Below are 23,949 nucleotides of genomic sequence, written 5' to 3' on the forward strand. Positions count from 1 at the left end.
TGTCAGCCACCCGCCCGGAGATGATCGGCCCAGCTCTCTGACCCCGTGGACAAGGGAGCCAAGCCGAAGAGTGGGTTACACGTCGATCAGCCCGTGATTGCGAAGCTCTTCGACGATCTCAAGCTGCCCCTCGGGCAGGATCCAGGCCACATCCACGAAGCCACCCGTGGGGATCTTGGTCGGGACCACCTTGAAGCAGTGCCCCCAGTCGGCCGTGGGAAGGTTCCGGGACTTGCGGGTGCGCGGGTTCGTGTCCTTGCGGACGATCCCGCACCGCTGCATCAGCCCGTTCAGTTCCTGGGCCGAGCGGAGACCAAGACGTTTGGCGAAGTCCGTCGTCTCAACCGCGTTATCTGGGTCGAGCCACTCGTCGTAGACCTCGACCTTCTCTGCCGCCGCTTCGAGTGCAAGACGGGCAGCGTTCCGCTCAGCGATGGCGCGCTCGCGCTCTTCCTCTGAGCGGACAACCATGAGGGCCAGTTCCTTGCGGGACGGCTCGGTCGTCATCTGGCGGAACCGAGGGATGACGACCTTCACGACCCATCGGCGGAACACCTTGGGGCCGTCTCCGCGGCCAGCCAAGCCGAGGGTAGCGAAGCCGTCTTCGTTGACAAACCAAGCTTCGGCGTTGCCCTTGTTTGCCGCCGTAAGGAAGTTGACGGCGGGATGACCTGCGGAAACTTCCCGCATGTCGATCTTTCGCTTGTCTTCTTCCTCGACCAGGTTTATCGCCGAGCGCGGATTGCTGTGTCCGGTCCCCTTGCATAGGTCTGCGAAGTGGAGCCACACAACCCCGTCGATCTTGACCCAGCGGAGCGACTGCCCCGTCTGCGGGTAATGGATGACCCCGCTGTCGGCACCCGGTGTGTCACCCACGGCGCCGAACCAGCTAAGTTCTGACAAGTCGATCTCCTTGGGATCGGCAGCCCTGGCGGTCGGTCCTAAGCGACCGTCGGGGCACAGAAAATTCGCGCCCGAAATGGCGTCGAACACGTGTGCATTTTACCAGGCCAATACCGGATATTCGGGATTAATCGGACATCGCCGAGGGCAATTTGACCGCCCATTCCAGGGAAATACGGACAATCCCTCGCCCGTATTAACCCTTCCCCTGAGCATCCAGTTCGTGCCCCGCTTTCTTGGCGCGCTCCTGCCACTGAATCGCCTGGTCACACCAGTGGGCGGCCTCGTCGTGGTAGCCCTGCACCCGTTTCTCCAATGCCGCCCATTCGTCGTCTCGGGCTGCGAGGAGGGCGTCCACCACACGGTTATGTTCTTCGCGTTCCGAGGGGAGCCAGCCGACAGACCGGAGGGCTTCCGTGTAGGCGTACCAAAGGGGCGGGGGAAGGTTCGTCGGCCTTGGCGGGTCTATGCGGTCAGCCAGGCTGTACAACCACCCGGCGACGCGGGCGGAGATGCTCACCTATCCACCTCGACGAAGACCCACTCGTCACACATCGCCCACCCCCGGTTCGTCTTTGGCGACGATTTCCAGTCCGGCTTCGTCGAGGGCGAGCAGGAGCCGGTCGGCGAGCCACCCAACCCTGTGGGCGGGGTCCTGGGCGAAGAAGTCGTCCTGCCGTAGGGAGTTGATGAGGACCTGCCGGGCGGTGGGCTTCCGCCCCATGGCGAAGTTCAGCTGTCGGGCGACCTGCTGGGGGCTCCCCTCGTCGTCGAGGGCATCAGCGAAAGCGATCACCCACATGGGCGAGAACGAGCCCGGCTCGTACCGGGCTGGCGATTCGCCGAGTTCGTAGAAGGCTCCGGTCTGGCCGTGCCAGCCGATCTGCCGCAGGGTGTAGCGGGTCGTCCGGCCGTCGGGGGCGGCGTGGACGACAACCCGCTCTTCTCCAGGCTCGGAGATCCGCCGGTAGGGGCGGCGGCCCTCGGGTTTGGGCATTTGGTCTCCCAGGGGGTTACAGGGGGTTGTGTGGTGCCGGTCCTCCCTCACCCCCCAGGGAGGTTGGACCGGCACCGTGCGTGGCGAGCGGTGTCGTCGGGGGACCCCACTGCTCTGCGTCACGCGGGCACGCCGCCGAGACGGCGTGCGTCTTTGGGGCGGCTGGCCGGGCCGCCGCGCCCGAACCAGCCGCCAAGGGCTCAACACGAAGCGCACGGGGAAGTCGCCTCGCGGAGCAGCGCACCCCCGCCAGGTGGTGCGCGATCAGAAAGTTCGAAGACCTACGCCGCAACGTTCTCGGAGCGGCGGGCATGCTTGCGTGTCTTGTACTCCGCCTTCGCCACGTCAAGCTGCGTGAACAACATCTGCCCGCGCTCGTCACGGTCGACTGGGGCCAGGTGTCCGCGTCTCACCCACTGGCGTACGGCGGCCGGCTTCACCCCGCACAGCTCTGCCGCTTCCTTCGTGGTGACGTAGACCTCTTCGGGGTCGTACTCGGCCACATTCACCTCCGAGCACACGAAAAAGCCCCCGCCTGGAATCTTTTCCTGGAAGGGGGCATACGTCTCCGAGAACCGAGAGTAACGCGTCACGCCATTTCGGACAAGTCGGCGTGCAGGTCGGCGTTCCAGACCTCGGTTGCGGTCGTCTTCCGGCACGTGAATCGGTTCCCTGACGCGAGAAAGGAGCGACCCCCGGGCACCTATCCTTGTCCCCGGGGGTCTGTCGAAGCCGCCATATCGCGGCGCCAGCGGCGTTTAAGAGTGTGGATCAGTCGTAACGATGCTGCGCTCTGCCATTGAGCTACCGATGCACGGGTGTAGAGCATCGGGCCGGACTCGAACCGGCATCTCAACGATCACAGTCCACCTCGGTTGATCTGGCGCTCGACGGCAATGCTGAATCTGGAGCGAGAATCTGAACTTGATCGGCTGCCTCTACCACTTGGGCTACCCAGGCATGGAGTGCCTGGGGAAGGTTTCGAACCTTCGCTGTCACCGTTTGTCAGCTTCAGCCTCAGCCTCAGCTTGCGCTCCTAGCGCACCCTCGCGCTCTGGCGAGGGGGTTCGTGGGCCTACCCGAGGAGGTAGGCGAACACCTTGTCGCCGACCCGCTGGTCGGTGATGTCAGTGCCGTTGGCCTCCTCGCGGGCGTACTTCACCGCGTCCTGGAGCTTCTGCAGGCGGGTGAGCAGCTCGTTGATACGGCGCTGCGGGAGCGCGCCGGAGAAGGCGACCTTCGTCCAGTAGCCGACGACGACGTCCTCGTTGTAGACCTGCACCTGGGCGGGGTGCTTGTCGGTCGCCTCGGCGAGGACGTGATTGCGGGGGACCTTCTTGGTGCGGGTGGTCTTGACCGGCTCGGTGCGCCAGGTGTCGGTGTTCTCGTCCAGCGCCCACGTCTCCGACGGGTCGAGCGTCGGCAGCTTGGCGATGAAGGTGTGCAAGTCGGTGAGCTGCTTCTCAAGAAAGAGCAGGTAGGTCACCGGCACGTCGGCGAGCAGGACGTCGCCGTCGACCTTGACGTCGGCCTTCGCGCCGCAGTTCGCCCAGTCCTTCGTCGCGGTCACGTCGAACAGGCGGGTCAGCGAAGTGCCGACTTCCTTGAGGACGGTCTCCGCCTGGACCTGAACCCTGGTCGACTCGGGCGGAAGCTGCTCACCCTCGTCGTCGATCGGCTGGTAAGACCGAGAGATGCCAGACAGGAGCGGCGTCTTCTGAATCGTGTGATACGCGTCGGTCACCTTGCGCTGGACGTCAGACTTGACGCCCTTTTCGACGGCGAGGATCTGGTTGAGCTTCGTCACGGCATGAACTTAGCGCCATGCCGTGACGTGTCACACCTCAATTTCAAGACATGGCGGGCAATAGAGAGAAATGTGATCGCATCCCTCCGAGCGATGCGATCACGCGGCTATCCGGCGGCGGTAAGCGCGTTGAGCGGCGACCTTCCGGCAGGACCGCGAGCAGTAAGCGGCGTCCTCGCGCGGGTGGTTCCGGCCGCGGCCGTCGTCCTGCCACCGGAACTCGCGTCCGCAATCCGGCAGCGCGCACGTCTTGAGGTCGGGGATGGCGCCGCGGCCGTGGCAGGTGGGGCAGGACTCGCTCATGACGCCCTCCGGGTGACCTTCGCGGCGACGAGCGAGTCAGCGACGTACCCCTCGTACTCGGCGAGCGTCATGACCATCGGGCCGCCCCGGGTTTCTCCGCAGCCGGTGTTGCGGCACTCGACGCGGTCCTCGCCTTCCAGCTGGCTGAGGGTGGCGAGGTGGCATTGGGGGCAGCGCAACGCCTTGGGGACGCGGCGGGGCTCGATCCGGGCGGTGCCGGCCAGCCTGCTGTGCCAGGCCGTAGCCTCGTCGCCGAACGGCTTGGCCACGTCGGCGCGGGTGAGGATGAGTTCAGCGCGGGCGGTCAGCCATGCGCAGCCGTAGGTGAGGGAGTCCACGAGGGGCCCCTGCCGGGCGAAGTGGTCGACCTTGAGGTAGTCGGCCCGCCAGGAGCGCAACCAGTCGTCGAGTTCGTCCAGGACGTCCAGAGCGGGTGACGGGGAGGGCGGTTCCGCGGAGCCGGACACGCGCGGTTCGGATGACGCTCCACGCATCCCGTCGCACTCGCGAAGGTAGACGCACGCCAGCCCGTCCAGTTGGGACAGCTGGGCTTTGATGCCGTAGGCGCAGGTGGAGCAGTAGACGGGTTCCCCGTAGGTGGGGTAGGCCAGCCGCGGTTCGGCCGGCGGCTCGGGCAGGGTGCGCGGGGCGTGCCACCGCTCCCACTCGGCGTTGTGGGTGTCGAGGGCCTGCTGGTAGGTGCGGACTTTGCGCCGGTTGGCGTTCATGCATGGGCCCTGGCACCAGGAGTCGATGTCGTGCATGGCGGTGAAGCCTCCCCGAGGTCGTACGCTTGCGGTGAGGTGAGGCTTCGCGATCAGGCAGGGTCCGGAGCAGTGGTGTGGGCGGCGGCTCTCCGTTGGGGCGGAGGGCCGTTTCGCTTCCTAGCGCCCCGAGGCGCCCGATTCTTCCCGCCCTACCCGAACTAGCCATTCGCCCACCGCGACGAGTTGATCGGCGGTGAGTTGCGGGGCTCCGGCGATGAGGTAGAAGGTGCCGGTCCGGCCATAGTTGAGTTCGACCCCAGGCACGTCAGGGTGCACGCGGGACGCGGGAGGAGAAGCAATCATGAGAAGCCATTCTCCCAGGTTGCGCGGTCACTGGTGGACGGTCGGGACTTCCTTGTACACGGTCCAGGGTTCGTCGCCTTCGTGGACGCAGTGCAGGGCGAGCCGTACTGGGGTGCCGTTGTACCGCTGACGCCACCCCGCGGAGTCGGCCCACCGGGGCGGTGACGTCCGTTCTACGGAGAGCGGGCGGCCGTCGCCGGGCAGCAGGGTGATCGGGGTGACGGTGCGGCTGTCCTCGGAGCCGCCGTCTACTCCGTGGATGAACCGGTAGGGCCCCCAGATTTGAGAAGTGACCTCTTCCTGAGTGGGGCCGCCTTCCAAGATGGATTTGCGGTCGGGCCAGTCGTCTCGGATCGTCGGGGTGACTGTGAGCTTGGTGAGTCCCGGAGGGCCGACGAAGCGGATACGGAGCTCTGCCCGGTCCTCGCTAACTTGGTCCCCCATCGGTAGGGGAACGCAGGTGATTTCGAACTGGGGGGTCATGTCAGCGTGCCAGCGGCGGGCCTCGATCCGGGTGAGGTCCACGGTGGCCTGCTTGGCGAGGTATGCCGTCCGCCAAGCTCCGCCGGTCCCTGCCAGGGCGAGGCCAGCGATGAGCGCGGACCAGGTCTCGGGGGTCATGGCGGACAGTGTTCCGCGCGGCCAGGACGGCGTGGAGCCACGCAAGCAGATCGTTACCGGTCCTCCACGGGCTGGTACCAGGTGCTGTAAAACTCGAACCCGTCTTCCTCGCGGCGCTCCCACGCTCGGCCGAAAGCGGCGCATGTCCATGTGAGTGGGCCGTCGATCGGGTCCGCTGGCGGTTCGCAGGAGTGTCCAGAGCTTCCGGTCACCTCCATGGCTGATCACAGGTGACGGTCAACGTCTTGCCGTCCCAGCTTGTGGCCGTCGTCAGGGTGACCGGCTCCTGGTCGTCGTGCATCCAGAGGTCGTCCTCGTGGATGATGCGACCTTCGAGCGCAGGGGGTGAGTTTTCCGCCTTGAGGAAGGGCGCCGGGTTCACTTCCCGCCATCCTTCGTTCGGGACGTGCACCCAGCGGCGGCCCTGCCCGTCGCGGTAGCCGCCCTCCCAGTTCTCTCCTGCTGGTGGCCAAGTCACCGCACCCACCCCTCCTCATAGTCGTCGGTCATGGCTTCCACTCTGGGCGGTAGTCGGGGTGGTCGGGGAAGCGGGCGACTCTGTCTTTGATGACGGTCAGGAAAGCCCCTTCCCGGAGGAGGGCGGCAGACCAGTCCTTGTAGGCGTCGGCGTACTCCTCAGAGGAGGACTCCCACTCGTCGCGGGCGACCCTGAACGCCGCGAGGGCTTCCTCCTGCTCCTTCACGGCCTCCGCGTATCGGGCGAGGAGCTTGCGGTCGGCCTCCACGTCAGCCAGCACGCGGGCAGGGTCATGACGGACGATGTGGTTCACGGTGGCACGGAGCTGTCGCCCGCTCAACGCGAACCCGTCCGCCACAGTGATGCCATCAGCGGCGAGTACCTCGTCATGCTCCGCGTTCGCGGACCAGGGTGCGGGTGATGCTGTGGAGGCCAGTTCCTCGTCCTCGTCGAGGCGAGCGCGGATGAACGCGATCAGGTCCTGGATCACTGGGCCTCCTGAAGGCGGGCCCTCGACTGAGCGACGGTGTCCATGTCCGGCGGATCGTAGGGCATGCCGAGCAGGTCGTGCATGCGCTGGTAGACGCCGGCCTCCAGCAGTCCGAGCGGCATGTCCTGCCACCGGGCCGGGCGGCCGAGCGTCCGGGTGAGGGCGACGATGCGGTGGGCGATGTCCTCACACCCCATCGACCAGCAGCCGTCGCGGGCCAGTCGGAGTTGGGAGTCGAGGTCGTGCCACAGGCGGTCCAGTTCGTCACTGGCGGCTTCTTCCAGGGTCGCGAAGACTTCCGCGTCGGCAATGGCCTGGCGGAGCTCCGCGGTACGGTCTGCGGTCACTGCTGCTCCTTCTCCGGCAAGTCTCGATAGGCAGCGAGAGCGTTGTGGATGTCGATTTCGCCTTGGCCGTCGCCGTGGTCGTGCCGTTCGACGGCGTGCCATACCTCAGCCAGACGCCGAGCGTGAGCGTTCGCGACCTCCAACTGGGCGATGATGGCTGCGGTCTCAGCTGCTGCTGCACCGGCGTAGGGCAGTTCGGCGAGGCGGTCCGCCATCTCCCTGAGATCGTCACGGATGACGATCAGGTCGCCCCATTCGGCTTCTTGGCCCAAGGTCATCGACGTCCTCTCCTTCGGGTGCGCTGGTGGTAGGTGGCCTTCATGGTGCGGCGTGTGGCCCTCCCGGCCTCCGCCAGCTCCTGCAGGCGCGCTCGCCGAACCAGCTGGTAGGCATCCCCGACGTTGCGGAGCATCTGCTCGCCCATGCGCTGGAAAGCCGTTCGGAGCGCCTCAAACTGCTCGACCACCCGCGCCCCGAACTGCTGGAGAGCCTCGTGGTCAGGCCGGGCCGCCTCGACGATCGCGGCCAGCCCGGACAGGTCAGGCCGCTTCGGCTCCCGGGCAGTCCACGTCATGGAGTCTTCGCTGCCGTACCAGGTGATGACGTCGTCGATAGCGGCGAGGGTGTCATCAGGTGAGGGCATGGGCTTCCTCCCGGGATGTGCGGCCCAGGGAGGGTAGAGGCGGGATGACGCCGGCCAGCCACCCGTCGGGGTCGGCGGAACAGCGATCATTGATCATTCGCTGCCCCCATAGGCCACAGCGCTCGCCACTTGGCGTACTTGCGCTCCAGTCTGATCGCATCAGTGGAGTCCGCGTAGATCCACCGGAGAATCTTGGCCGCATTTCTGCCACTCCATGAAACTTGCCCACAGATCCCATTGGGCTTCGGCATGATAGGGGGAACCCTATTCCTGGGCTTCAGCCTGACATTGCAGTGATCGTAGAAGATCTCTGAGAGGTCATTCAGCAGAGAACATGTGCCTACGATGGCGAGGGTAGGGGCGGCCGAAAGAGTGATTGAGCCATCGCCGTCAATGATGCCTCTCGTGAAATGCGGAAGCACGTCCAACGGCAACTTCGGCAGGGTGTAGGTCAGCGACTTCCGTGGGGTGACGTTGAAGTTGCGACTAAGTGCCGAAACCCAGCGTGGTCCGTTGACATGCAGGTATGCCGCCGAGCCTGAGATTTTGACCTCACCGTTGTAGTGCACTGCCTGTCGGAACTTCTCCACATGATTGAAGTCAACGGCGGCAAGGCGAAGCGAGACGGTGGCGCGGGTGCTGCGTACGCACCCGTCCGCCGCTAGGAAGCCCGCCCAGTAGGTGGACTCAGGAGTGAAGTGATCGAAGAACCCTAAGTCGTAGGTGCGAGTGATCGCGGGCCCGAGCCTGCTAGTCATGCCACAAAGCCCCTGCTGTCTACGCGCACCACGGAGTAGATGCGGCGCGGCAACACCATGCGGGTCGGCTGCTCGTACGCCTTGATGCGGTCACCTAAGGCGGTCTTGTCGGTCATCGTGCTTCTTCCTTGAGGTGGGGTTGGGTCCAGTGTGCCGGTGTCAGTCCGTAGGAACGGGCCGGAAAAGGCGGTCAGGGGGTGGGCTCCCATTTGCTCTCCTTTGCTTTGGAGAGCTCCACCCGGAGCTGATCTATCTGCTGGTAGGCGGCTTCTAGCCTGGCCACGAGAAGCGGGATCATGTCCAGCGCTTCATGGACCCGGTCAGGGTCCGGTATCGGGTGGCGCCCCAGGTGTTCACGCGCCCCCGCGAGTTTCACGCGGGCCACGTCGGGACTTCCGGAAAGGGGCGTGGTCATATCCCTCCATCTGCAGTTACGGGGAGGTGATCATCGGGTCTGGTCTTCTCGGAGGACGCCGAGGCCAGGCTCCTGCCGTTCGCGGACGATCGTGAAGCCTTCGTGCCGCGTCAGCATCTGACGCAAGGTGGCCAACGTGTTCTGGGAGGGGGCGTGGACGTCGTACGTGCCGTCTGCTGCGCGTACGGGCAGGCCGGAGGTGTCCGTGGCGAAGTACGCGAGGACGATGCGGATGGTGTCGGCGGCGTGCTGGAGTCGCCAGGCCGGTTCGTCTGTCTCATGGTCGGCGACAGCGACGGTGAGCACCGCGTGGGAAGGCTGAGCGGTCATGGGCGGCCTTTTCTCGTGGGGCGGTTCGTTCGCGCAGGATGTGGCGCTCTCTCCGCAGGCTGTGGCTGTCCGGCCAGAGCGCCGGAGGAGAGAGCCAGGAGGTGTGGTTACACGTACTCGGCGGTGTAGCCCTCGGCGCGCAGGCGACGCAGTAAGGCCTGCGCCTGGTCGGCGTTCAGGCTGTCGAGGCTCAGGTTGTAAGTGCCACCGCTGGGTGTGGCCTCCTTGATGCAGATCCGGCACATCGAGAGGCCACCACACCGGGCGCGCTGGGCAGGGGCGGGCAAGGTCGGCTTTCCTGGGCCGTACCAGTGCCCGTGGCTGGTGTAAGGCATTTGGGCCTCCATTCGGTAGTTGGCGGTCTGGCCGGTCGTTCTGCATGCCGCTCCTCCGCGGTTAGGAGCGGCAGACACAGTGGGCGGATCAGACAGTGATGACGGGCAGGCGCTCGGCGAGCAGCATCCCGTTGGGGTTCTCCAGGGCCCAGTCGATCAGCCGCTCAGCCTCGGCCCTACCGCGCTGGGCGGCCTCGGTGAGGCTGTGGGGGCGCTGGTCTTCGGGGCCGTGCAGGAGGCTGGCCTCCAGCACCTCCTGAAGCGCGTAAGCCCAGGGGCTGCGCAGGACGTCAGCGCGGCGGTCGGCGACCTCGGCGCCCAGGCCGCCCAGGAGCGTGGTGGACTGAACGGCCTGGTTGGCCAGCGCCAAGCAGGCGATGGTGAACGGGTCGGGGTTGACGTTCGGGACGGTGGCGGCGTCGGCCTGGGCCTTGTGCAGCCAGTCGAACGAGTTCATGACGTGGCGCAGGCCGCCGAAGATGTTGTCGGGAATGGCGTCTTCGCCACACACGGCACAAAGCTGGATCTTCTTCTTGGCGTCCATGAGCGTCATCACTTCTCCTCAGGTCGTGGCGGGAGATTTCAAGATCAGGGAGTGGGGCCCGGGTCCCCCTGGCCGGGAAGTTCAGGCAGAGGTGACGCCGAGGGCGGCGAACAGGCGGGTCGCGGGGCGGCCCTTCAGGGCGGTGGCGAGCGTGTTGGTCGGGGCGGAGACGGAGGTGTCGGCCTCGTCGTTCGCGCGGGGCAGGGTCTCACTGGTGCTCACGGGTCCTCCAAGTGTGTTCAGGGGGTGGGGTGCCCGGGGTCTCCCCCGGGGCCGGGTCGGTCAGTCACCGAGGACGATCGCCCGCAGCACCCACCAACGGGGGTTCGTGTCGTGAAGGAATCCCATCTCCGCACGGGCCCGGGCCTGCTCCTCGGTGCCGTAGCACCGGAGCTGACGGACGTACTCACCCTCCCGGTTGAGGACGTTGACCACCTGGAATCCGACACCGTCCTTGATGCGCTCGGCGGGGATGGTCTGGGTGGTGGGGGTGTCCATGTCGTGCTCCTCACTCGTTTTTCCGTGTGGCCACACAGTATCCGAAACCATGTGGCCACACAACAGATGTGGCAAGATTTCCGTGTGACCACACAGAATCCAGACGCCGCACACACCACCACCAGGAAATTCCGCGTCCCCGACCCCTTCTGGGACGCCTACGGCACCGTCTGCGCCCGCCTCGGATTCGAGCGCTCCGAAGACCTCCTGAACCACATCCGGACCGTCGTCCGTGAGCACGGCACCGCCGAAGAAGTTGCCCTCTTGGAACAGGGAGAGCGGGAGCTCGCTGAGCGCCGGGCCCGCAAAGGAGGCCGACCTCGCAAGCAGACCGCCGAGTAACGCTCACTCCTCCCCCGCGAGGAGGTCCTCCTGTCCGGGAACGTGCCCGCCGACACGGACTCGGGCGAGTCGCACGAGGCGTGGCCCTTTCGTGAGGCCGAGCGCTGCCCGGCAGTCCGGGCCGATGCCGTACGCCTGCGACACAGGGTCTTCGAGCTTGTGTCGGCAGATTCGGCATCGGCCTCGGCGCGGCTTCTCCTCGCCCGAGTTCTCGACGTCGAGCTGGGTCACGGTGTCGCGCCCCATCGCTGGTTGAGGAGGGCCATCGGCTCCCCCGGCCAGTACGCCTCACGGTCGAGGTCAAGCACCGCAGCGGCGATGTTGTCCGCGGCGACGACCTGGGTGGCCTCCAAGCTGCGGGCGAGAGCTACGACCCGCTGAAGCGCCTGTTGGGCGTCACAGCAGGGCTCGTCGCCGCGGTGGCGAAGGGCTTCCGCGTCCTCAGGGGTGACGTCCTGGCCGCGGAGGTCGTCCACGGAGGACAGCGAGGCGGGCATGGCCGTCCGGGCGATGCGGGCGGCGTCCATGTAGTCGCAGGGCACCTGGTGCGGCTCGTCCGGGGTGGGGCAGGCGGAGGCGATGCGGTTGGCGATCGCCTCGGTGAGAAGCGGGATGGCGGCCTCCAGCGCAGCGTGAGCCGCTTCCTCCGCCTCCCGACCGGACAGCATGACGGCCTCCCCCGCAGAAGCGGCGGCGAGAGCCCGCTCCCCCAGACGGAGACGTACACGAGACCGGATGGCGTCCTCGGCCGTGCGGAGAAGAGTGTCGGGGATGTCAGGCACCGGACCTCCCCTTTTCGATCTTGTCGGCGATGGCGAGCATCACGGCCGCGACAACGGCCCCGGAGGCGTGGTAGGCGTGATGACCGATGAACTCGCGGTCCTGAGCGCTGAGCGGATCGTCGCTTTCGGCGAACGTCCGGAGGTCCTCGACGATGGCGGCACGTTCCTCGGCGCGGGCCTGCTCGGCGATGAACGGGGCTGCGGCTTCCACAGCGGTCCGGGCCATCGCGGTGAAGGTGAAGTAGGTTCGGTTGCCGTCTTCTGCTTCCATCGCCTCGGAGGCGGCCTGGAAGGCGGCGTCGGGGATGTCAGGCATGGCCGCCCTCCCCGAAAGCCGCGCGGGCGATGCGGGCAGCTCGACGGAGCCCTCCCGCGTAGGTGAGGTGCTGTCCTCCACGGGCGCCTGCTTCGCCAGTGCGAGCTTCGGCGTCAATCGCTGCCACGATCGTCTTGGCGATGAGCGGGGCGGCTACGGCGAGGACGGCGGCCACGTCCCCCTGGCAGACAGCGCACTCGGCGTCGTAGGTGTGATCCTGGTGGGCTGACCGGGGAGAGTCCTGCCACGGGTGAGCGAGAACCGCGTCGACAGCGGCCTGGTTTGCGTCAGGAGTCGCCATCGTCTTCTCCGATCTCGGCCACGCCGATCGTGACTTCCGCCCAGTCGCCGGTGATCTGGGCGGTGAAGGGCAGGTTTTTGGCTTCCGCCATGCGCATCACCATCTCCGCCGCCCTCGCGTAGGCGAGGCCGTGCGCGTGCCCAGTCAGCTCCAGGGAGCGCCACAGCATGCCGAGTTGGAAGCCCCTGACGAACTCCTCGTCGTCGGTGTCGAAGGGCAGCACGAGGCCATACGCGGTGTCAGCCACGGTCGCCTCCTTCGCTGAGAGCTTCGGCCACGGTGTGGCCGTTGCATGTCAGGTGGGGTGCGGCCTGACGGGCGAGGCGGAGGGCAGTTTCCTCGTCGTGGAGGTGGTCGAGGCCGCGCGACTCGACCCATTCGCCGTCGGCGGCGAGACGCATGAGGCCGTCGTGGGCGAACCAGAGCCCATCCCGATAGCGCTCCACGAGGATCTTGTAGTTCTTGTATTCGCGCTGGTCCGGGCGCAGGCAAGACACCTCGTACCGGGTCACCTCGACATTGACCGCCGGGGTGGGCTTCTTGGGGTTGGTCACAGCCACTTCACCCACTCGGCGACTTCGGTCGGCGCCCACCAAGCGGAACCGCAGTCTGGGCATCGGTGGTGAGCCATACGCAGCGACGTACCGAAGTCGACCCATCGGATGACCCGCCGGTCGACGTGCCCTATCACTACCGAGTCGTGTGGGCATGAGAACCACCCGGCGGTCAGTTGCTCCCCACACTTCAAGCACAAGCCCGCGACCACCTGGCCGTAGGACTCGACCTCGACCGCAGTCTCATGAGAACAGCCAGGGACGATGGACTTCCGGCGTAGCCGGGCGAGTAAGCCAGTCGTGTCAGCCACGGTGGTTCCTCCTGCGTCGGTGGTAGCTGGCCTTCACGCGGGACATGACGGGCCACTGGTGGCGGAGCATCTGCCAGCGGCGGCGCTCCCGGGCCAGACGCTCAACCTTGGGAGGCTGGCTGGCGAAGAACTCGCGGGCGAACGAGTACGGCCCGAACGCTTCGCAAGCGGCCGCCCAGGAGGAGCCGCACTCGGCTGTCAGGAGGGCGAGCCGCTCCAGAGTCTTGTCCTCCAGGGCGACGTCGGCCTCGCCGAAGGTCCAGGACGGCAGGACGGGGCGCCGGACCGGGAGGGGCGACTCGGCGCCGCCCGGGTCTGTGGTGGCCCAGTACTGGGCGTTGCGCTCCCACATGGAGGAGAGCAGGCCGGGGTTGATCACGGGACCACCTCCCCAGCGGGAGCGGGGAAGTCACGCTTCTTGATCTTCGCCATCCTGCCGTCTGGTCCGTGCCAGACGATGCCCTCGTACGGGCGGGCGTGCAGCCACGCGGCGAGGCCGTCATAGTCGCGGGGGGCGGTCTTCACGTCCTCACGGATGTTGAGGGGCGCCCAACCGTGCTCCATGAGGACATGGGCGTCGAAGCCGTCCGGGTTGCCGTTGATCTTCGGGCCGACCAGCTCATAGGTGCCAATCTTGTTGCCAAAGGGCACGTTGACGACGGCCTCACGGAAGTACTTCGCGAAGCCTGATCGGTCGATCGGCTCCCAGCCGGTCATCTTGCCGGTCTCCCCGTCGGTGCCGGTCGCCCAGAATGCGTCGGGCCTCGGCTTGCCTGGCTTGATCTCGCGTCGGATGTACCAGGCCGGTTCGCCTCCGGTCTCGCTGAGGATCAGGTAGCCGACGCAGACGCCGTCCCACTTCACCGTGGGAGTGCCTTCACCATCGAAGACCCAGGCGCACGCAGGGTTGCGCTCCCGGGTGACGTACCTCGGGTTGTTGCCCCAGTCGCGGATGAAGGCCGTGGAGATCTTCTTCATGGGTGGTCTTGTCCTTTCGGGATGAGACCCGCCCCACCGAAGGGGGCGGGCGGGGGAAGGTCAGTCAGCAGTCGGAACAGCGTCCAAAAGGTCGTCGACGTCGAGGTAGAGGGCGCCCTTCGCCTTCGCGCGGGTGAGGAACGGCTCGACGCTCCGCCAGCAGGCGGCGTCCTGCTCGACGGCGGCGAGCTTGGCGAGGGCTTCGTCCCGTTCGGCCCGCAGTTCTTCGGCTTCGGTCTTCGGCTCCTCCCCCACGAAGAGCGCTTCGGGCCCTTCCTGAGGGTGTGGGGAGGTGAGTGGGGTGCCGGTGACCATGTGCAGGCGGAAGGCGTCCAGCACTTCGTTGATGGCGTCCCACCACTCGGAGTGCTTCTCGTTCTCGTCGCGCTCCCTCTTCAAGAACGCTTCGACGTCGGCGGGGGCGAGTCGGTGGGACGCCTCGTTCAGGGCGTTGAGGTCGATGGCGGTCAAGGCTTCTCCTTGTCGGGGGTAGGCCCGCCCTCAGGTGAGGGCGGGCGAAGGGATCAGAGGGCGTTCACGCAGCGCGGTTCAGGTCTTCACCATTGATGGCCTCGACGAGGGCCGAAACGATGACTTCGGCGACTGGCGGGGTGACGGCGTTTCCCAGCTGGCGGACTTTCTCGCGCTTGTTGCCAAGGACGATGTAGTCGTCGGCGAAGCTCATGGCGCGGCCGATCTCGTGCGGCTCCAGCATGCGGAACAGCACGTCGTCGAGGTCGATGTCCTCGATGCCGCGGACGACCGCGTACCGGTCGCGCGTCGACAGGGTGCCGATCGGTTCGGTCGCGGTCCGGGCGTAGCCGTTGCCGTAGTACGGCACGAGCAGCGTCTCCCAGGTGATGAGCGACTGGTGGCCGGCTGTTGTCAGGGACCGGAACGGCTCGGTCACCGGGGTGGACAGGTAGCCCGCGTCGCCGCGTGGGGTGTTGTTGCGCATCACCAGCCCGGCGGGTGCCACGAGGCCGTGGTGGTTGCCGGAGGCGGTCACCGTGGCCAGGGCGTCGGTGACCGGGCGGGCGACTGATCCGCCGCCGCGCAGTTCGGCGACGAACGGCAGCCACGCCAGGCCAGTCTCGTTGCGGGCGGTCTGGGTGCGCAGCGGCGCGATGGCGGGACTGGCTACCTTGTCGTCTCGGCCCTCGACGGGGATCAGCAGTGGCGGCACGGCGACACCGTCGTTCTCCCTCGTCGTCCTGGTCGGCATGGGGTCGGTCACCGGGAGCGCGCCGTCCCGCCACGTCCCTCCGGCCGGAACCATCAGCGGGCGCGCGTACTTGGCGAGGCCCGCCTCGATGCGGGCGAGCGTCTTGGGCGCGAGCGGCTTGGTCCGGTCGCCGAGGTGAAGTCGCGTTTCTTGCCGCGGGCGTTGCTCCACTGGGGGCACTCGGGCGAGGCCCAGAACAGGTCGCAGACGGGCCATTTCTCAACCGGGGCGTCGCGGATGTCGCCCCGGTAGTGGTCGGCGCCGGGGAAGTTCGCGGCATGGGATTCAATGGCCCTCGCCCAGTGGTTCGCGGCCCGGGTCACGGTGACGCCGGGCACCGCGTGGGCGCCCTGGCTGCTGCCGCCGGCTCCGCAGAACCAGTCCATAAGGGTCAGCATGCCGACCACCTTTCCGATGTAAATCGATCTTGTGTTCGCTAGTTGATCGTCTTGAGGAACTGATGTTCCGATCGAGGGCCGCAGAGGTGCGGCTCTCAGAGCGCTTCAGACGGTTTTGTGGGGTTTTCCCTCAGTCATGGACGCGGCTACCGGGAACTCCAGCCACAGGGGCCTCACAGCCCCCGCTAGCCCCATCCGCGCCGCACCCCTCCCCTGTCGCTTCCGGGGCCTCCCCGCCCTGAGGGCGGACAGCGGAGGCGTAGGTGGCCCGCTCCTTGAAGACCCGGATCTCGTCAACCGCCTTCAGCGGCCCGGCCTCGGCGGGGTGGTCCTCGTCGCCGTTCCAGCAGCTCCGGCACAGGTACCGGGAGCCGATCCGCGCCCAGTCCGCGTAGAAGCCACCCGCGAACGCCTGGGTGAGCTCAGCCATGCCGTCCCACAGGATCGGCTGCTCGTAGTCGTTGAGCAGGGGCTCGTTGTCGCGGTCGCAGTGCAGGACCATGGTCGGCTTCGGTTCGACGATCATCGGGGGTCTCCGTTCTGGTGGATGGGCTGGATGTGGGTGAGGAAGATGCCGCCGGTGCATCCCTCGACGGACACCACGGCGTGCCCGGACCCGAGAGTCCACGCCGTGGTGCGGGTGGCGGTCGTCAGCGGCTCGGCGTCACGGCTACCCGGCCATGCCAGGATCGGCGTTCCGACCGGCCAGGCGGTGTTCCACTCGTCAGCGGTCAACGGGGTCTCCTTCGGGGTCTCAACGGAGGCGGAAGCGGCGCGGCGCTCCCGCATGCGTTCCTTGCGCTGATCGGACGTGGGTTCCGTCCAGACATGCCAGCCGACAGGCGACTTCCACCGCTGGAAGTGCTCACGCTCTTCGAGGCCGCACCAGCGGCAGCCGGACGGGGCGGGGAGGCTCTGCGTGGTCATGCGGTCTCCTCGGTGGTCTTGGCGGGGGTGTGGTGGGCGTGAACGGCCGGGCCGCCGCCGATGCGGGCCCGCCGCTCCAACTCGCGGGCCCACCCCTCGTCGGAGGAGCGGACCTCGATGGCTTTGGCCACTGCGGCTTCTTCGGCTTCCCGGGCGGCGTCCCACCGGTAGCGCTGGTACTTGGCGTCCAGGTTGTGCAGGAGGAGCCAGCCGTCCAGGTCGCACAGCAGGTCCCGCACCACGGGCGACAGGACCGTGAGCGTCAGCGGCGACCGGTGCCACGTCGTGCAGGTTGCCGGGTTGGCTTTGGCTTGCCGACCGAGGTCGGTCCGGGCGCGCCGCAGTGTGTACATGCGTTCCTCCACCCGTATCTGCTCACCAGTCAGCGCGACCTGCCAGGCCACACGGTCGGCCTGTCGCGTGCGGGCGGTCGGCACCGGCTTCGGTAGTTCCTCGGCGAGCCGCTTGATCTCGGCCGTCAGGATCGGGCGGGCCTCCTTTGCCAACTTCACGTTGAGCCGGTTCATCTCTGCGACTTCCTCGGACCGCAGGTAGTGCTCGGCCCCTTCGGGGACGCGCTGCTGCGGCAGGCACGCCGTACGGACCGACCGTTCAGCAGCAGCCGACCACTCCTCGCGGGAAGGCCAGACGCGGTTCACGAGGTCACGCTCGCGAAGAGTGCTTCCTGGCCTTCCAGAACCGGCTCAGGCTTCGGTAAGCCCAGAGCGCGGGCCCGCTCCCCCCGGTCGGTGGTGCGCCATGCGGCGATGCGGCAGTAGTCGGCGGACCGGTCGACGGTGACGCCGCGGCGGCCAAGCACGCTCGCGACAAGCGCGGTAGTGCCGGTCCCGCCGAACGGGTCGAGCACCGTCCCGCCGTCCGGGGACCAACCGGACACGATGCGTCGCACCAGCGCGGGCGGGTAGGCGGCGTCGTGGTCGACGGCGAGTTCGTCGGGGACGTGCAGCGGCTGAGTGGCGACCTCCCACACGCTGGCCGGGATTGCCCCCGCCGGGTTGGGGCCGGTGTACCGGCCGGTGCCGGTGCGGGTGAGGTTGGCGTCCCGGGCGCCGAACGCGGTCATGCCAGCAGCCCGGTTAGGCGCCTTATGCGGTTCACGGACCGCGTCAGTGTTGGAGAAATAGCGCGGCTGAGTAGTGAAGTGAAACACCTGCTCATGACTGCGCCGGACCCGGTCTGTGACGGATTCGGGCATGGGCGACGGCTTGGACCACACGATCTCCGAGCGGAGGATGAGACCAAGCTGGTCAATGCAGCCGATGGCGTACCGCCAGGGCAGGCCGATGAGCGACTTCTCCGGCAGGTCCTTAGGGCGGACGTAGCGGGGAGTGCCGGCGCGCCAGGTGTAGCCGTCGCTGCTGCCGCGCCAGGCGCCGCGGGTGCGGTTGGCGTACTTGTCTCCGAGCACGACGAACAGAGAGCCGGTGGGCTTGAGGACCCGCACCCACTCAGCGGTGCACTCCCACAGGGCGCCGAGGTAGCCCCACGGAGTCGGCTCGGCGCCGATCTGGCCGTCGTAGTGCTGTCCACCGTCGGTGTAGGAGCGCAGCGCCCAGTACGGGGGTGAGGTGACGATGAGGTCAACGCTCGCGTCGGGGAGCGAGAGTTGGCGGGCATCGCCTCGGATGATCAGGGCGGTCACAGGGTCTCCTCGGTGGTCTTGGGGGTGGGGGCGATCTCACGGGCCCGCACTCGGTCCGCCCAGTCCGCAGCGGCGAGGAACGCCATACCGATCCGGCGGGACACGGCGGGGTCGATCGGGAGGATGTCGTCGTCCCAGATCTGCGGGTGGGTGACAAATACGCAGATCGGCGCCTCGTCGGGGTCGACAACCCTGACGGTCCACTTCTCGGCGGGTTCCCACACCGGGCCGGGCAACGGCTCCGAGGCGGGGACGACGCGTGACGGCTTCGGGCGGACACGGGTGTCGACGTCGCCCAGCAGCCCCGCCAGTTCCTCACGGACTTCAGCGAGACGGGCGAGCAGGGTCGGATGCGCTGTGGTCACGGCTGCCCCTCGAAGAGGAGGCTGGTCTGTCCGTCGCACTGGGCCAGCGGGTGGTCAACGGGGATGTCCCACTCCGGGTCGGCGTACGGCGCGACCTCAAGGACGGCGTCCGCGTAGTGGGGCGCCCAGGGGAACATCGGGTCGTAGTCGGCGACGGTGCCGCCGTACTCGGTGACGACGTCGGACCGGACCCGCTGCCACAGCCACCGCCCCAGGTAGGCGGCAACCTCCAGGTCGCACTCGCAAGAGCCCAGCTCGTTGAAGTAGTCGAGCCAGTCGCTGGCCTCGAACTGGTTCCGGAAGTCGTCCCAGCCCGCCCGGTAGTCGGCGAGGTGCTCCGCCAGGTAGGCGGGGACGTCGAGGGCGTTGCCGTAGGAGGGTTCGTACTCGGGCTTCTTCCAGTTCACTGCTCGGTAGTGGGCGCCGAGGAGCGGCAGCCCTTCGCCGAGAGGCAGCCCGTCCTCGCGTACGCGGCTGACCATGACCCACAGCTTGCGCGGGTCGAAACGCCCCTCGGCGGCGTCGGACTCGTCCGCCTCCTGGTCCGGCTGCGGCAGCTCAGCCGACGGCTGTTGAGGCTCGTCGACGAGCGTGTACGTGTCCGGCCACGCCGTCAGCCACATGCGTGCGAACAGGTCGGCCCCGAGGTGCAGGCTGCCGTCGCCCACCATGACCATGCCGTCATCGGTGAACCCCGTCACCTCGTACGACGTTTCGTCGCCGGAGCGGAAGAACTCCAATCCGTGCGGCTTGTGGCCGTCGCGCTCGGACCAGACCTGCCCCACGGCCAGGATCGCCGCCTGGTCGGCGTCATCCACCAAGCCGGTCGCGTACCGGCGAGCGGCGTCCGGCGTCATGCCGTACCGGAGAGACAACCCATCCGCGTAACAGGCGATCAGGCGCTCCCGGCGCTCAGGGCCGATCACCATGAGGGCGAGTTCGGCACGGTCTGAACGAGCGGTGTTCATGAGATCTCCTCAATGGCTTCAGAAGCTGGGGAAAGGCCGTTCACATGACCACCCCGGCGAACAGGTCAGAGGCGCCCAGCCGCTCGGCGGCCAGTTCGGCGTAGGCCTCGCTGCGTTCGATCCCGATGGCGCGGCGGCCGGTCAGACGTGCGGCGAGCAGCGTCGTTCCGACCCCGGCGAACGGGTCGAGCACCAGACCGCCGGGCGGTACGCACTCGCGCACCAACGGTTCGACGACGGCCAGCGGCTTCTCGTCGGGGTGGCGCTTCTGGTAGCGCACCGACGGCGCTTCGATCAGGTAGGTGACGGAACGCGGCTGGCGGGTGCCGTCGTCGGTCCAGGCGTTCTGGCGGCCATCCCGCTGGTGCTCGGCGGCGCGGGCCAGGTTGCGGACGGTGCCCTTGTTCGCGGTGGTGCGTTCCCGCTCCCACTCGTGATGCAGGTCCGACCAGCGGCCCCGGTACCAGTGGTAAGCCCACTCGTGAAGCCTCACGAGCCGGTCCCGGGAGCCGGGGCCAGTGCCGTTGCGCTTCACCCACAGGGCCTCCTGGGCGAACTTCCAACCCGCGAAGTCGTCGCGGCGGTCGAGGAACATGCGGGCCGACCCGAAGCACCACAACGACGCCGAGGCGGGCAGCGCGGCGGCGACAGCGGAGGTCCACCCGTCCGGCCACACGTCCCACTCGTTGGCCGTTTCGCCGTAGGGCGGGTCAGTGACGCACGCAACGGGCTGCTCGGTCAGGTGGGGCAGGATCTCCCGGCAGTCGCCGAGGTACAGCTCGATCCCGTCCTCAGCGAAATACGGGACAGGCGCGGTCACGACTTCTCCTCCACAGCCGTGTCCCCAACCTGGGGACACACGGGGACAGGGGCAGGGACGGCGTCAGGCGGCCCGGGACGGGTCAACAGCCGCTCCAGGACGGCGATCACCTGGTCCAGGTCAGTCGCCTGGCGGGGCAGGGGGCGTTCCGGGCGGAGCCGCTCCGCCTCCAACCGGCGGGTACGGTCCCGGAGCTCGTCGACCACTGGCGGCCGGCGGGTCACGACTCGGCCTCCGTCCGCCCGGCGGCCCTCAGAGCGGCTGCTCCGTCGGCGCAGGCCTGCTTCGCCGCGGCGAGCGCGTCGGCGTGCCGTTGCGGGTCGCCCACCACTCGCGGGCCGGGCCTTTGCGGGTCGAGCGGCGGCGGAACCAGCTCCGCCGGGTGGGACTCGGGGTCGACGGCCAGCCGCACCAGGCCGACCAGGGCTTGGGGCCAGGTCTGGTTGTGGGACTTCGCGTTCACCAGGGCCGCCTGTACCTCCTCGGCCCGCCAGTCGCGACGCACCGCGACGGCCAGAGCGACCAGTTCAGGAACAGCGGCGAAGATCTCGGGTTTGCTGTCGGTCTTGGTCATGCCTCACCTGCCAATCTGTCCGCCGCGCAACTGCGACACGGGAACGGAAGGATGTGGACGGCGCACGTCTCGGTGACCGCTCGAAGTCGCTCTGTGCGGCTCGGCAGTGCGCGCCAGATCGCCAGCCATGCTTGGGCGAAAGCGGGCGGCTTATTCGGCTGGTATGCAGCAAGGGCTGCTTTCACGAGCCGGTCGGCTCCGTGGATTTCGACGAGAACGGTGACCTCGGCGACCAGGTCGTTGCCGAGTTTGTCCCAGCGGACAACGAGCCTTGAGTCTTCAAGCTGTCGTCGAAGACGCCGGACGGGTTCGGGAAGTTCGTGCGGCAGCGGCGGCGATTCGGCCTCGCGCGTGTCGCTGCTGCCTGCTGCCTGCCACCTGCTACCTGCAACCTGCAGAGCGCGATTCGTCTCAGATTCATCGGCGCCTTGCGCGGACTTCTCTGCGCCGATTTGCGTGACGGGGTTGACCTGCGAAGACGCCCCGGAATCGGGTTTTCCCCAGTTGTGGATATCGGAGCCGGGCGCAGACTCGTCCGGGCCCGGCGCAGACTTGTTTGCGCGGTGCCCAGGCGGGTCGTCGTCCGGCTCCGGCGGGGGCGGCAGGCGGCTCGGAACCTTCAGCGATTCCAACCTCTGGTGCTTCGCCAGATTCGGCAGGAACACGTACGGGTCGCCAGCAACGACGTAGCGCTGCGCCTTACGCCCTGACACAAGCTCATCCAGTAGCCGATCCACATCGGCTAGATCGAGGTCATCCTCATAAGGGAAGCAGTGCCCCTTGATCCAACGCGTGTCTCCATGAAGACGCCCATGCTCGTCCGCCTGGTTCCACATCGCGATGTAGAGCAGCCGAGCATCACGGGAGACCCTGGCGACCGACCGGTCTGACCAGAACTCCGGCTTGATACTGCGGATTCGTGCCACTGAAGAGCTTGCCTTTCATCGAGAGGGTTGATTGGTCCGGAGCAGTCCCTATCTCCGGACGTCGCCGTCGAGGCCAGCTACGGTCATTCCTCGGCCTCCAAACTCTTGAAGTCGCGCACTTGCAGGCGAGCACCGGAACTGCTTCGGAAGCCACTTAGGAAGGCCTCTAGGTGGTGCTCGCACACGGCGTGCTTGCCGGAGCAGCCCTCAGCGCATATCGGGCAGTCAGTCAACGTGGTGTGGAAAGCCGCCGAGTTGAAGCAGAGGTGAATAGCGTTGGACTCGGCGACATGGCACATGCCAGCCGGAACCATCACGCCGTGCGAAACGTCAAAAGCGACCCGATACGCCTTGCTCTGGATGGCCCGTTCATCGAGCTCTTCCTTCGCGAACGCCTTACGGCAATATCGGATCCAAGAGTCCTTCTCGTTGGCGCTCAGGCCGTAGAAATAGCTCCATGCCTGCTGGTCAAGGGCTTCTTCCTTGAGCGCCAACTTTGCCGCGTACTCCCACACCTCAGGGTCATCACGTTTGGTGTCTGAGTAGGCGTCGAGCCACTCTCGATATGCCTGTTCCACGAAGCGCTCACCGTTGACGACGCCACTCTTCAGGTACTCCTTGATGAGGTCAATGCGTCGGCCGGAGTACTCGATCTCCGCCTGCGCGATCGCGCCAGCCAGAGCGTCTTCATCGATGCTGTCCAGGCCTAGGCGCTCACGTACTCCCTTGGCGAGCTCTCCGTACAACTCCATCTCCGGGAGAGTGAGCTCATAGAGGGCGTCGGAGTATTCGCGGTGGTCTTTCGTAGGAGGGGCCTCCGGCACGGAAGCGCCGACGAAGCCAGCCGTGGCCTGCCGAAGTTCCTTGACCTTGTTCCAGGCCACGCCGCACATGTAACGGAACTTGTTGTCGACCTTGACTGAACTGCTTCGCATGGAGACAGCCATGCACTCCAGGAGCAACTCCATCGACAGACCGGCCTGGAGGATACGGTCGACGCTGTCCTCCCACCCGGACGGCAGCCCGAACGTCTTCTTTCCGTCATCCCAGGTCCAGTCATTCCACTCCTGCTGGAAGCGCTCACGTTTGGCGAGAACCTGCTGGAAATCGGCCGCCATCGCCGCAACTGCCTGCTTCTGCGCGCTGGCCCATCGGACAGCGTCCTCGGAGACCCGCGCGACGGTCGCGGCGTTCGGGGGGACGGAGGTCTTGCCGTTGTTGCAGTCCTCGCAAGCAGTCACCAGGTTGGAGGGTTCATCACTTCCGCCCAGGGCGACGGGGATGACGTGGTCGATAGTGATCTTCACGTCGGGAGCCTTGGCCCCGCAGTAATGACAGGTGCTGTTGTCGCGGCGGAAGATCTCGGAGCGCAGGCGCTTACTGACGGCCAAGGGGGACTCCCGGTTGGGGTGAGTGGAGCAGGGGCGACCACCCTTGCTCTTGTGTACACCAATGTACACCTGAGAACCCCGGTGTACACTCCCCTTATGACTCACGGAGCGCAGGACCTCAGCACGCGGGAAGTCCGCGCGAACTTCGCTGAGGTCATCAACGAAGCAGCCGTCAGCGGCACCGTCACGTTCATCACCTCGCGCGGCCGGCGCATCGCCGCAGTCGTTCCTGTCGCCGTCGGCGAGGCAGCAGTGGCCGCCTCTGCTCCCCCGGCCGAGCCGTCTACTTGATGCCCTCCCCGGGAAGGGGAGGGAGGAGGAAGACGTGGCGTTCATGCGGTCGCCTCGCTTGCCGCTTCCGCCCAGTGGTTCAGCTCATGCCAGGCGGCCAGTTCCCGCAGTCGGGTGAGTGTTCCGGTTGGCTCGGCGGCGAGGAGGTCGACCGGGCAGTCGTCGTGCGGGCACGGCAGTGTCAGCCGGCCGTCGACCACGGTGACCGTGTAGGCACCCAGTGGGGTTGTCGTGTGGGCGACCGCGGCCGGGTTGAACCGGTAGCCGATCCCGCGCAC

The 23,949-nt window shown here is 67.2% G+C and carries 43 protein-coding genes; 3 read left to right on the forward strand and 40 right to left on the reverse strand.

The features are described 5' to 3' along the window. Positions 1 to 75 precede the first annotated feature (75 nt). The 19 genes from ACFOYY_RS40500 to ACFOYY_RS40590 form a co-directional block, all read right to left on the reverse strand. Entirely contained in the window at positions 76 to 993 is a 918-nt protein-coding gene (locus ACFOYY_RS40500; RefSeq protein ID WP_386196730.1) for a BRO family protein, read from the reverse strand. Positions 994 to 1,099: 106 nt separating this feature from the next. Next, entirely contained in the window at positions 1,100 to 1,423 is a 324-nt protein-coding gene (locus tag ACFOYY_RS40505; RefSeq protein ID WP_386196732.1) for a hypothetical protein, read from the reverse strand. A 27-nt stretch (positions 1,424 to 1,450) separates the two neighbouring features. Next, positions 1,451 to 1,900, reverse strand: coding sequence for a hypothetical protein (locus ACFOYY_RS40510; protein ID WP_386196734.1), 450 nt, complete (start codon positions 1,898 to 1,900; stop codon positions 1,451 to 1,453). A 281-nt stretch (positions 1,901 to 2,181) separates the two neighbouring features. Continuing rightward, the gene (locus tag ACFOYY_RS40515; protein ID WP_386196736.1) at positions 2,182 to 2,403 is read right to left on the reverse strand and encodes a helix-turn-helix domain-containing protein; all 222 of its coding nucleotides are present in this window, start codon (positions 2,401 to 2,403) and stop codon (positions 2,182 to 2,184) included. 572 nt (positions 2,404 to 2,975) lie between these two features. Beyond that, positions 2,976 to 3,707: a DUF7873 family protein gene (locus tag ACFOYY_RS40520; RefSeq protein WP_386196738.1), complete on the reverse strand. Its 732-nt coding sequence runs from the start codon at positions 3,705 to 3,707 to the stop codon at positions 2,976 to 2,978. A gap of 299 nt (positions 3,708 to 4,006) precedes the next feature. Beyond that, positions 4,007 to 4,774, reverse strand: coding sequence for a hypothetical protein (locus tag ACFOYY_RS40525; RefSeq protein ID WP_386196740.1), 768 nt, complete (start codon positions 4,772 to 4,774; stop codon positions 4,007 to 4,009). 333 nt (positions 4,775 to 5,107) lie between these two features. Continuing rightward, positions 5,108 to 5,701, reverse strand: a complete 594-nt coding sequence (locus ACFOYY_RS40530; protein ID WP_386196741.1) for a hypothetical protein — start codon at positions 5,699 to 5,701, stop codon at positions 5,108 to 5,110. 208 nt (positions 5,702 to 5,909) lie between these two features. After that, entirely contained in the window at positions 5,910 to 6,179 is a 270-nt protein-coding gene (locus tag ACFOYY_RS40535; protein WP_386196743.1) for a hypothetical protein, read from the reverse strand. 28 nt (positions 6,180 to 6,207) lie between these two features. Beyond that, complete coding sequence (locus ACFOYY_RS40540) at positions 6,208 to 6,669, reverse strand: DUF6221 family protein (RefSeq protein WP_386196744.1); 462 nt, start codon at positions 6,667 to 6,669, stop codon at positions 6,208 to 6,210. Beyond that, complete coding sequence (locus tag ACFOYY_RS40545) at positions 6,666 to 7,016, reverse strand: hypothetical protein (protein WP_386196746.1); 351 nt, start codon at positions 7,014 to 7,016, stop codon at positions 6,666 to 6,668. The genes ACFOYY_RS40540 and ACFOYY_RS40545 overlap by 4 nt, the downstream gene beginning before the upstream one ends. Further along, the gene (locus ACFOYY_RS40550; protein ID WP_386196748.1) at positions 7,013 to 7,294 is read right to left on the reverse strand and encodes a hypothetical protein; all 282 of its coding nucleotides are present in this window, start codon (positions 7,292 to 7,294) and stop codon (positions 7,013 to 7,015) included. The genes ACFOYY_RS40545 and ACFOYY_RS40550 overlap by 4 nt, the downstream gene beginning before the upstream one ends. Then, on the reverse strand, positions 7,291 to 7,659 hold the full coding sequence (locus tag ACFOYY_RS40555; RefSeq protein WP_386196750.1) for a hypothetical protein: 369 nt from the start codon (positions 7,657 to 7,659) through the stop codon (positions 7,291 to 7,293). The genes ACFOYY_RS40550 and ACFOYY_RS40555 overlap by 4 nt, the downstream gene beginning before the upstream one ends. Before the next feature lie 86 nt (positions 7,660 to 7,745). Further along, positions 7,746 to 8,417, reverse strand: a complete 672-nt coding sequence (locus ACFOYY_RS40560) for a hypothetical protein (protein ID WP_386196752.1) — start codon at positions 8,415 to 8,417, stop codon at positions 7,746 to 7,748. A gap of 190 nt (positions 8,418 to 8,607) precedes the next feature. Further along, positions 8,608 to 8,832 (reverse strand): hypothetical protein, encoded by a 225-nt coding sequence (locus ACFOYY_RS40565; protein WP_386196754.1) that lies wholly within the window; start codon positions 8,830 to 8,832, stop codon positions 8,608 to 8,610. Between the two features lie 30 nt (positions 8,833 to 8,862). Beyond that, positions 8,863 to 9,162, reverse strand: a complete 300-nt coding sequence (locus ACFOYY_RS40570) for a hypothetical protein (protein ID WP_386196756.1) — start codon at positions 9,160 to 9,162, stop codon at positions 8,863 to 8,865. A gap of 107 nt (positions 9,163 to 9,269) precedes the next feature. Beyond that, on the reverse strand, positions 9,270 to 9,497 hold the full coding sequence (locus ACFOYY_RS40575; RefSeq protein WP_386196757.1) for a hypothetical protein: 228 nt from the start codon (positions 9,495 to 9,497) through the stop codon (positions 9,270 to 9,272). Between the two features lie 88 nt (positions 9,498 to 9,585). After that, on the reverse strand, positions 9,586 to 10,050 hold the full coding sequence (locus ACFOYY_RS40580) for a hypothetical protein (protein WP_386196759.1): 465 nt from the start codon (positions 10,048 to 10,050) through the stop codon (positions 9,586 to 9,588). 72 nt (positions 10,051 to 10,122) lie between these two features. Beyond that, a complete protein-coding gene (locus ACFOYY_RS40585; RefSeq protein WP_386196761.1) occupies positions 10,123 to 10,263 on the reverse strand; it encodes a hypothetical protein in 141 nt (46 codons plus the stop codon). A 60-nt stretch (positions 10,264 to 10,323) separates the two neighbouring features. Beyond that, complete coding sequence (locus tag ACFOYY_RS40590) at positions 10,324 to 10,539, reverse strand: hypothetical protein (RefSeq protein ID WP_386196763.1); 216 nt, start codon at positions 10,537 to 10,539, stop codon at positions 10,324 to 10,326. A gap of 84 nt (positions 10,540 to 10,623) precedes the next feature. Here ACFOYY_RS40590 and ACFOYY_RS40595 point away from each other — a divergent pair, with 84 nt between their 5' ends. Beyond that, positions 10,624 to 10,881 (forward strand): hypothetical protein, encoded by a 258-nt coding sequence (locus ACFOYY_RS40595; RefSeq protein WP_386196765.1) that lies wholly within the window; start codon positions 10,624 to 10,626, stop codon positions 10,879 to 10,881. Positions 10,882 to 10,884: 3 nt separating this feature from the next. Here ACFOYY_RS40595 and ACFOYY_RS40600 read toward each other — a convergent pair whose 3' ends face one another. The 3 genes from ACFOYY_RS40600 to ACFOYY_RS40610 are packed head-to-tail and all read right to left on the reverse strand — an operon-like array spanning position 10,885 to position 11,979. Then, entirely contained in the window at positions 10,885 to 11,127 is a 243-nt protein-coding gene (locus ACFOYY_RS40600; protein WP_386196767.1) for a DUF6011 domain-containing protein, read from the reverse strand. Continuing rightward, a complete protein-coding gene (locus ACFOYY_RS40605) occupies positions 11,109 to 11,663 on the reverse strand; it encodes a hypothetical protein (protein WP_386196769.1) in 555 nt (184 codons plus the stop codon). The genes ACFOYY_RS40600 and ACFOYY_RS40605 overlap by 19 nt, the downstream gene beginning before the upstream one ends. Next, positions 11,656 to 11,979 (reverse strand): hypothetical protein, encoded by a 324-nt coding sequence (locus ACFOYY_RS40610; RefSeq protein ID WP_352016053.1) that lies wholly within the window; start codon positions 11,977 to 11,979, stop codon positions 11,656 to 11,658. The genes ACFOYY_RS40605 and ACFOYY_RS40610 overlap by 8 nt, the downstream gene beginning before the upstream one ends. On the opposite strand from ACFOYY_RS40610, the gene ACFOYY_RS40615 reads away from it, so the two are divergent. Next, on the forward strand, positions 11,978 to 12,208 hold the full coding sequence (locus tag ACFOYY_RS40615; protein ID WP_386196771.1) for a hypothetical protein: 231 nt from the start codon (positions 11,978 to 11,980) through the stop codon (positions 12,206 to 12,208). The two genes, ACFOYY_RS40610 and ACFOYY_RS40615, sit on opposite strands and share 2 nt — an antisense overlap. A gap of 58 nt (positions 12,209 to 12,266) precedes the next feature. Here ACFOYY_RS40615 and ACFOYY_RS40620 read toward each other — a convergent pair whose 3' ends face one another. From ACFOYY_RS40620 to ACFOYY_RS40700, 17 genes are all read right to left on the reverse strand, one after another. Then, entirely contained in the window at positions 12,267 to 12,527 is a 261-nt protein-coding gene (locus ACFOYY_RS40620) for a hypothetical protein (protein ID WP_386196772.1), read from the reverse strand. Further along, positions 12,520 to 12,834: a hypothetical protein gene (locus ACFOYY_RS40625; RefSeq protein ID WP_386196774.1), complete on the reverse strand. Its 315-nt coding sequence runs from the start codon at positions 12,832 to 12,834 to the stop codon at positions 12,520 to 12,522. Before ACFOYY_RS40625 ends, ACFOYY_RS40620 begins: the two co-directional genes overlap by 8 nt. A gap of 303 nt (positions 12,835 to 13,137) precedes the next feature. Further along, entirely contained in the window at positions 13,138 to 13,524 is a 387-nt protein-coding gene (locus ACFOYY_RS40630; RefSeq protein ID WP_386196776.1) for a hypothetical protein, read from the reverse strand. After that, a complete protein-coding gene (locus ACFOYY_RS40635; protein WP_386196778.1) occupies positions 13,521 to 14,123 on the reverse strand; it encodes an RNA ligase 1 family protein in 603 nt (200 codons plus the stop codon). The genes ACFOYY_RS40630 and ACFOYY_RS40635 overlap by 4 nt, the downstream gene beginning before the upstream one ends. A gap of 60 nt (positions 14,124 to 14,183) precedes the next feature. Beyond that, positions 14,184 to 14,594, reverse strand: coding sequence for a hypothetical protein (locus tag ACFOYY_RS40640; protein WP_386196780.1), 411 nt, complete (start codon positions 14,592 to 14,594; stop codon positions 14,184 to 14,186). 64 nt (positions 14,595 to 14,658) lie between these two features. Then, complete coding sequence (locus ACFOYY_RS40645; protein ID WP_386196782.1) at positions 14,659 to 15,360, reverse strand: DNA cytosine methyltransferase; 702 nt, start codon at positions 15,358 to 15,360, stop codon at positions 14,659 to 14,661. A 41-nt stretch (positions 15,361 to 15,401) separates the two neighbouring features. Then, entirely contained in the window at positions 15,402 to 15,746 is a 345-nt protein-coding gene (locus ACFOYY_RS40650; protein WP_386196784.1) for a DNA cytosine methyltransferase, read from the reverse strand. Between the two features lie 130 nt (positions 15,747 to 15,876). Beyond that, positions 15,877 to 16,272 (reverse strand): hypothetical protein, encoded by a 396-nt coding sequence (locus ACFOYY_RS40655; protein WP_386196786.1) that lies wholly within the window; start codon positions 16,270 to 16,272, stop codon positions 15,877 to 15,879. Beyond that, on the reverse strand, positions 16,269 to 16,673 hold the full coding sequence (locus ACFOYY_RS40660; protein WP_386196788.1) for a hypothetical protein: 405 nt from the start codon (positions 16,671 to 16,673) through the stop codon (positions 16,269 to 16,271). Before ACFOYY_RS40660 ends, ACFOYY_RS40655 begins: the two co-directional genes overlap by 4 nt. Beyond that, a complete protein-coding gene (locus ACFOYY_RS40665) occupies positions 16,670 to 17,332 on the reverse strand; it encodes a hypothetical protein (RefSeq protein ID WP_386196790.1) in 663 nt (220 codons plus the stop codon). The genes ACFOYY_RS40660 and ACFOYY_RS40665 overlap by 4 nt, the downstream gene beginning before the upstream one ends. Continuing rightward, positions 17,329 to 18,336, reverse strand: a complete 1,008-nt coding sequence (locus ACFOYY_RS40670; protein WP_386196792.1) for a DNA-methyltransferase — start codon at positions 18,334 to 18,336, stop codon at positions 17,329 to 17,331. Before ACFOYY_RS40670 ends, ACFOYY_RS40665 begins: the two co-directional genes overlap by 4 nt. Continuing rightward, positions 18,333 to 18,701 carry a hypothetical protein gene (locus ACFOYY_RS40675; RefSeq protein ID WP_386196794.1) on the reverse strand — a complete coding sequence of 123 codons (369 nt, stop codon included), beginning with the start codon at positions 18,699 to 18,701 and terminating at the stop codon, positions 18,333 to 18,335. Before ACFOYY_RS40675 ends, ACFOYY_RS40670 begins: the two co-directional genes overlap by 4 nt. Further along, entirely contained in the window at positions 18,698 to 19,669 is a 972-nt protein-coding gene (locus ACFOYY_RS40680) for a hypothetical protein (RefSeq protein ID WP_386196796.1), read from the reverse strand. The genes ACFOYY_RS40675 and ACFOYY_RS40680 overlap by 4 nt, the downstream gene beginning before the upstream one ends. 40 nt (positions 19,670 to 19,709) lie before the next feature. Further along, entirely contained in the window at positions 19,710 to 20,489 is a 780-nt protein-coding gene (locus tag ACFOYY_RS40685; RefSeq protein ID WP_386196798.1) for a DNA-methyltransferase, read from the reverse strand. Positions 20,490 to 20,709: 220 nt separating this feature from the next. Then, positions 20,710 to 21,063 carry a hypothetical protein gene (locus ACFOYY_RS40690; RefSeq protein WP_386196800.1) on the reverse strand — a complete coding sequence of 118 codons (354 nt, stop codon included), beginning with the start codon at positions 21,061 to 21,063 and terminating at the stop codon, positions 20,710 to 20,712. Next, entirely contained in the window at positions 21,060 to 21,989 is a 930-nt protein-coding gene (locus ACFOYY_RS40695) for a hypothetical protein (protein ID WP_386196801.1), read from the reverse strand. Before ACFOYY_RS40695 ends, ACFOYY_RS40690 begins: the two co-directional genes overlap by 4 nt. Before the next feature lie 83 nt (positions 21,990 to 22,072). Next, complete coding sequence (locus ACFOYY_RS40700; RefSeq protein ID WP_386196803.1) at positions 22,073 to 23,380, reverse strand: HNH endonuclease; 1,308 nt, start codon at positions 23,378 to 23,380, stop codon at positions 22,073 to 22,075. 96 nt (positions 23,381 to 23,476) lie between these two features. Between ACFOYY_RS40700 and ACFOYY_RS40705 the strand changes: the two genes are divergently transcribed. After that, the gene (locus tag ACFOYY_RS40705) at positions 23,477 to 23,671 is read left to right on the forward strand and encodes a type II toxin-antitoxin system prevent-host-death family antitoxin (RefSeq protein ID WP_386196805.1); all 195 of its coding nucleotides are present in this window, start codon (positions 23,477 to 23,479) and stop codon (positions 23,669 to 23,671) included. 41 nt (positions 23,672 to 23,712) lie between these two features. On the opposite strand, the gene ACFOYY_RS40710 is transcribed toward ACFOYY_RS40705, so the two are convergent. Further along, positions 23,713 to 23,949: hypothetical protein (locus tag ACFOYY_RS40710; protein WP_386196807.1), on the reverse strand; the 237-nt coding region annotated here is incomplete at its 5' end.

It is taken from the genome of Streptosporangium jomthongense, from assembly GCF_042650425.1.
In the GTDB taxonomy this organism is placed as follows: domain Bacteria; phylum Actinomycetota; class Actinomycetes; order Streptosporangiales; family Streptosporangiaceae; genus Streptosporangium.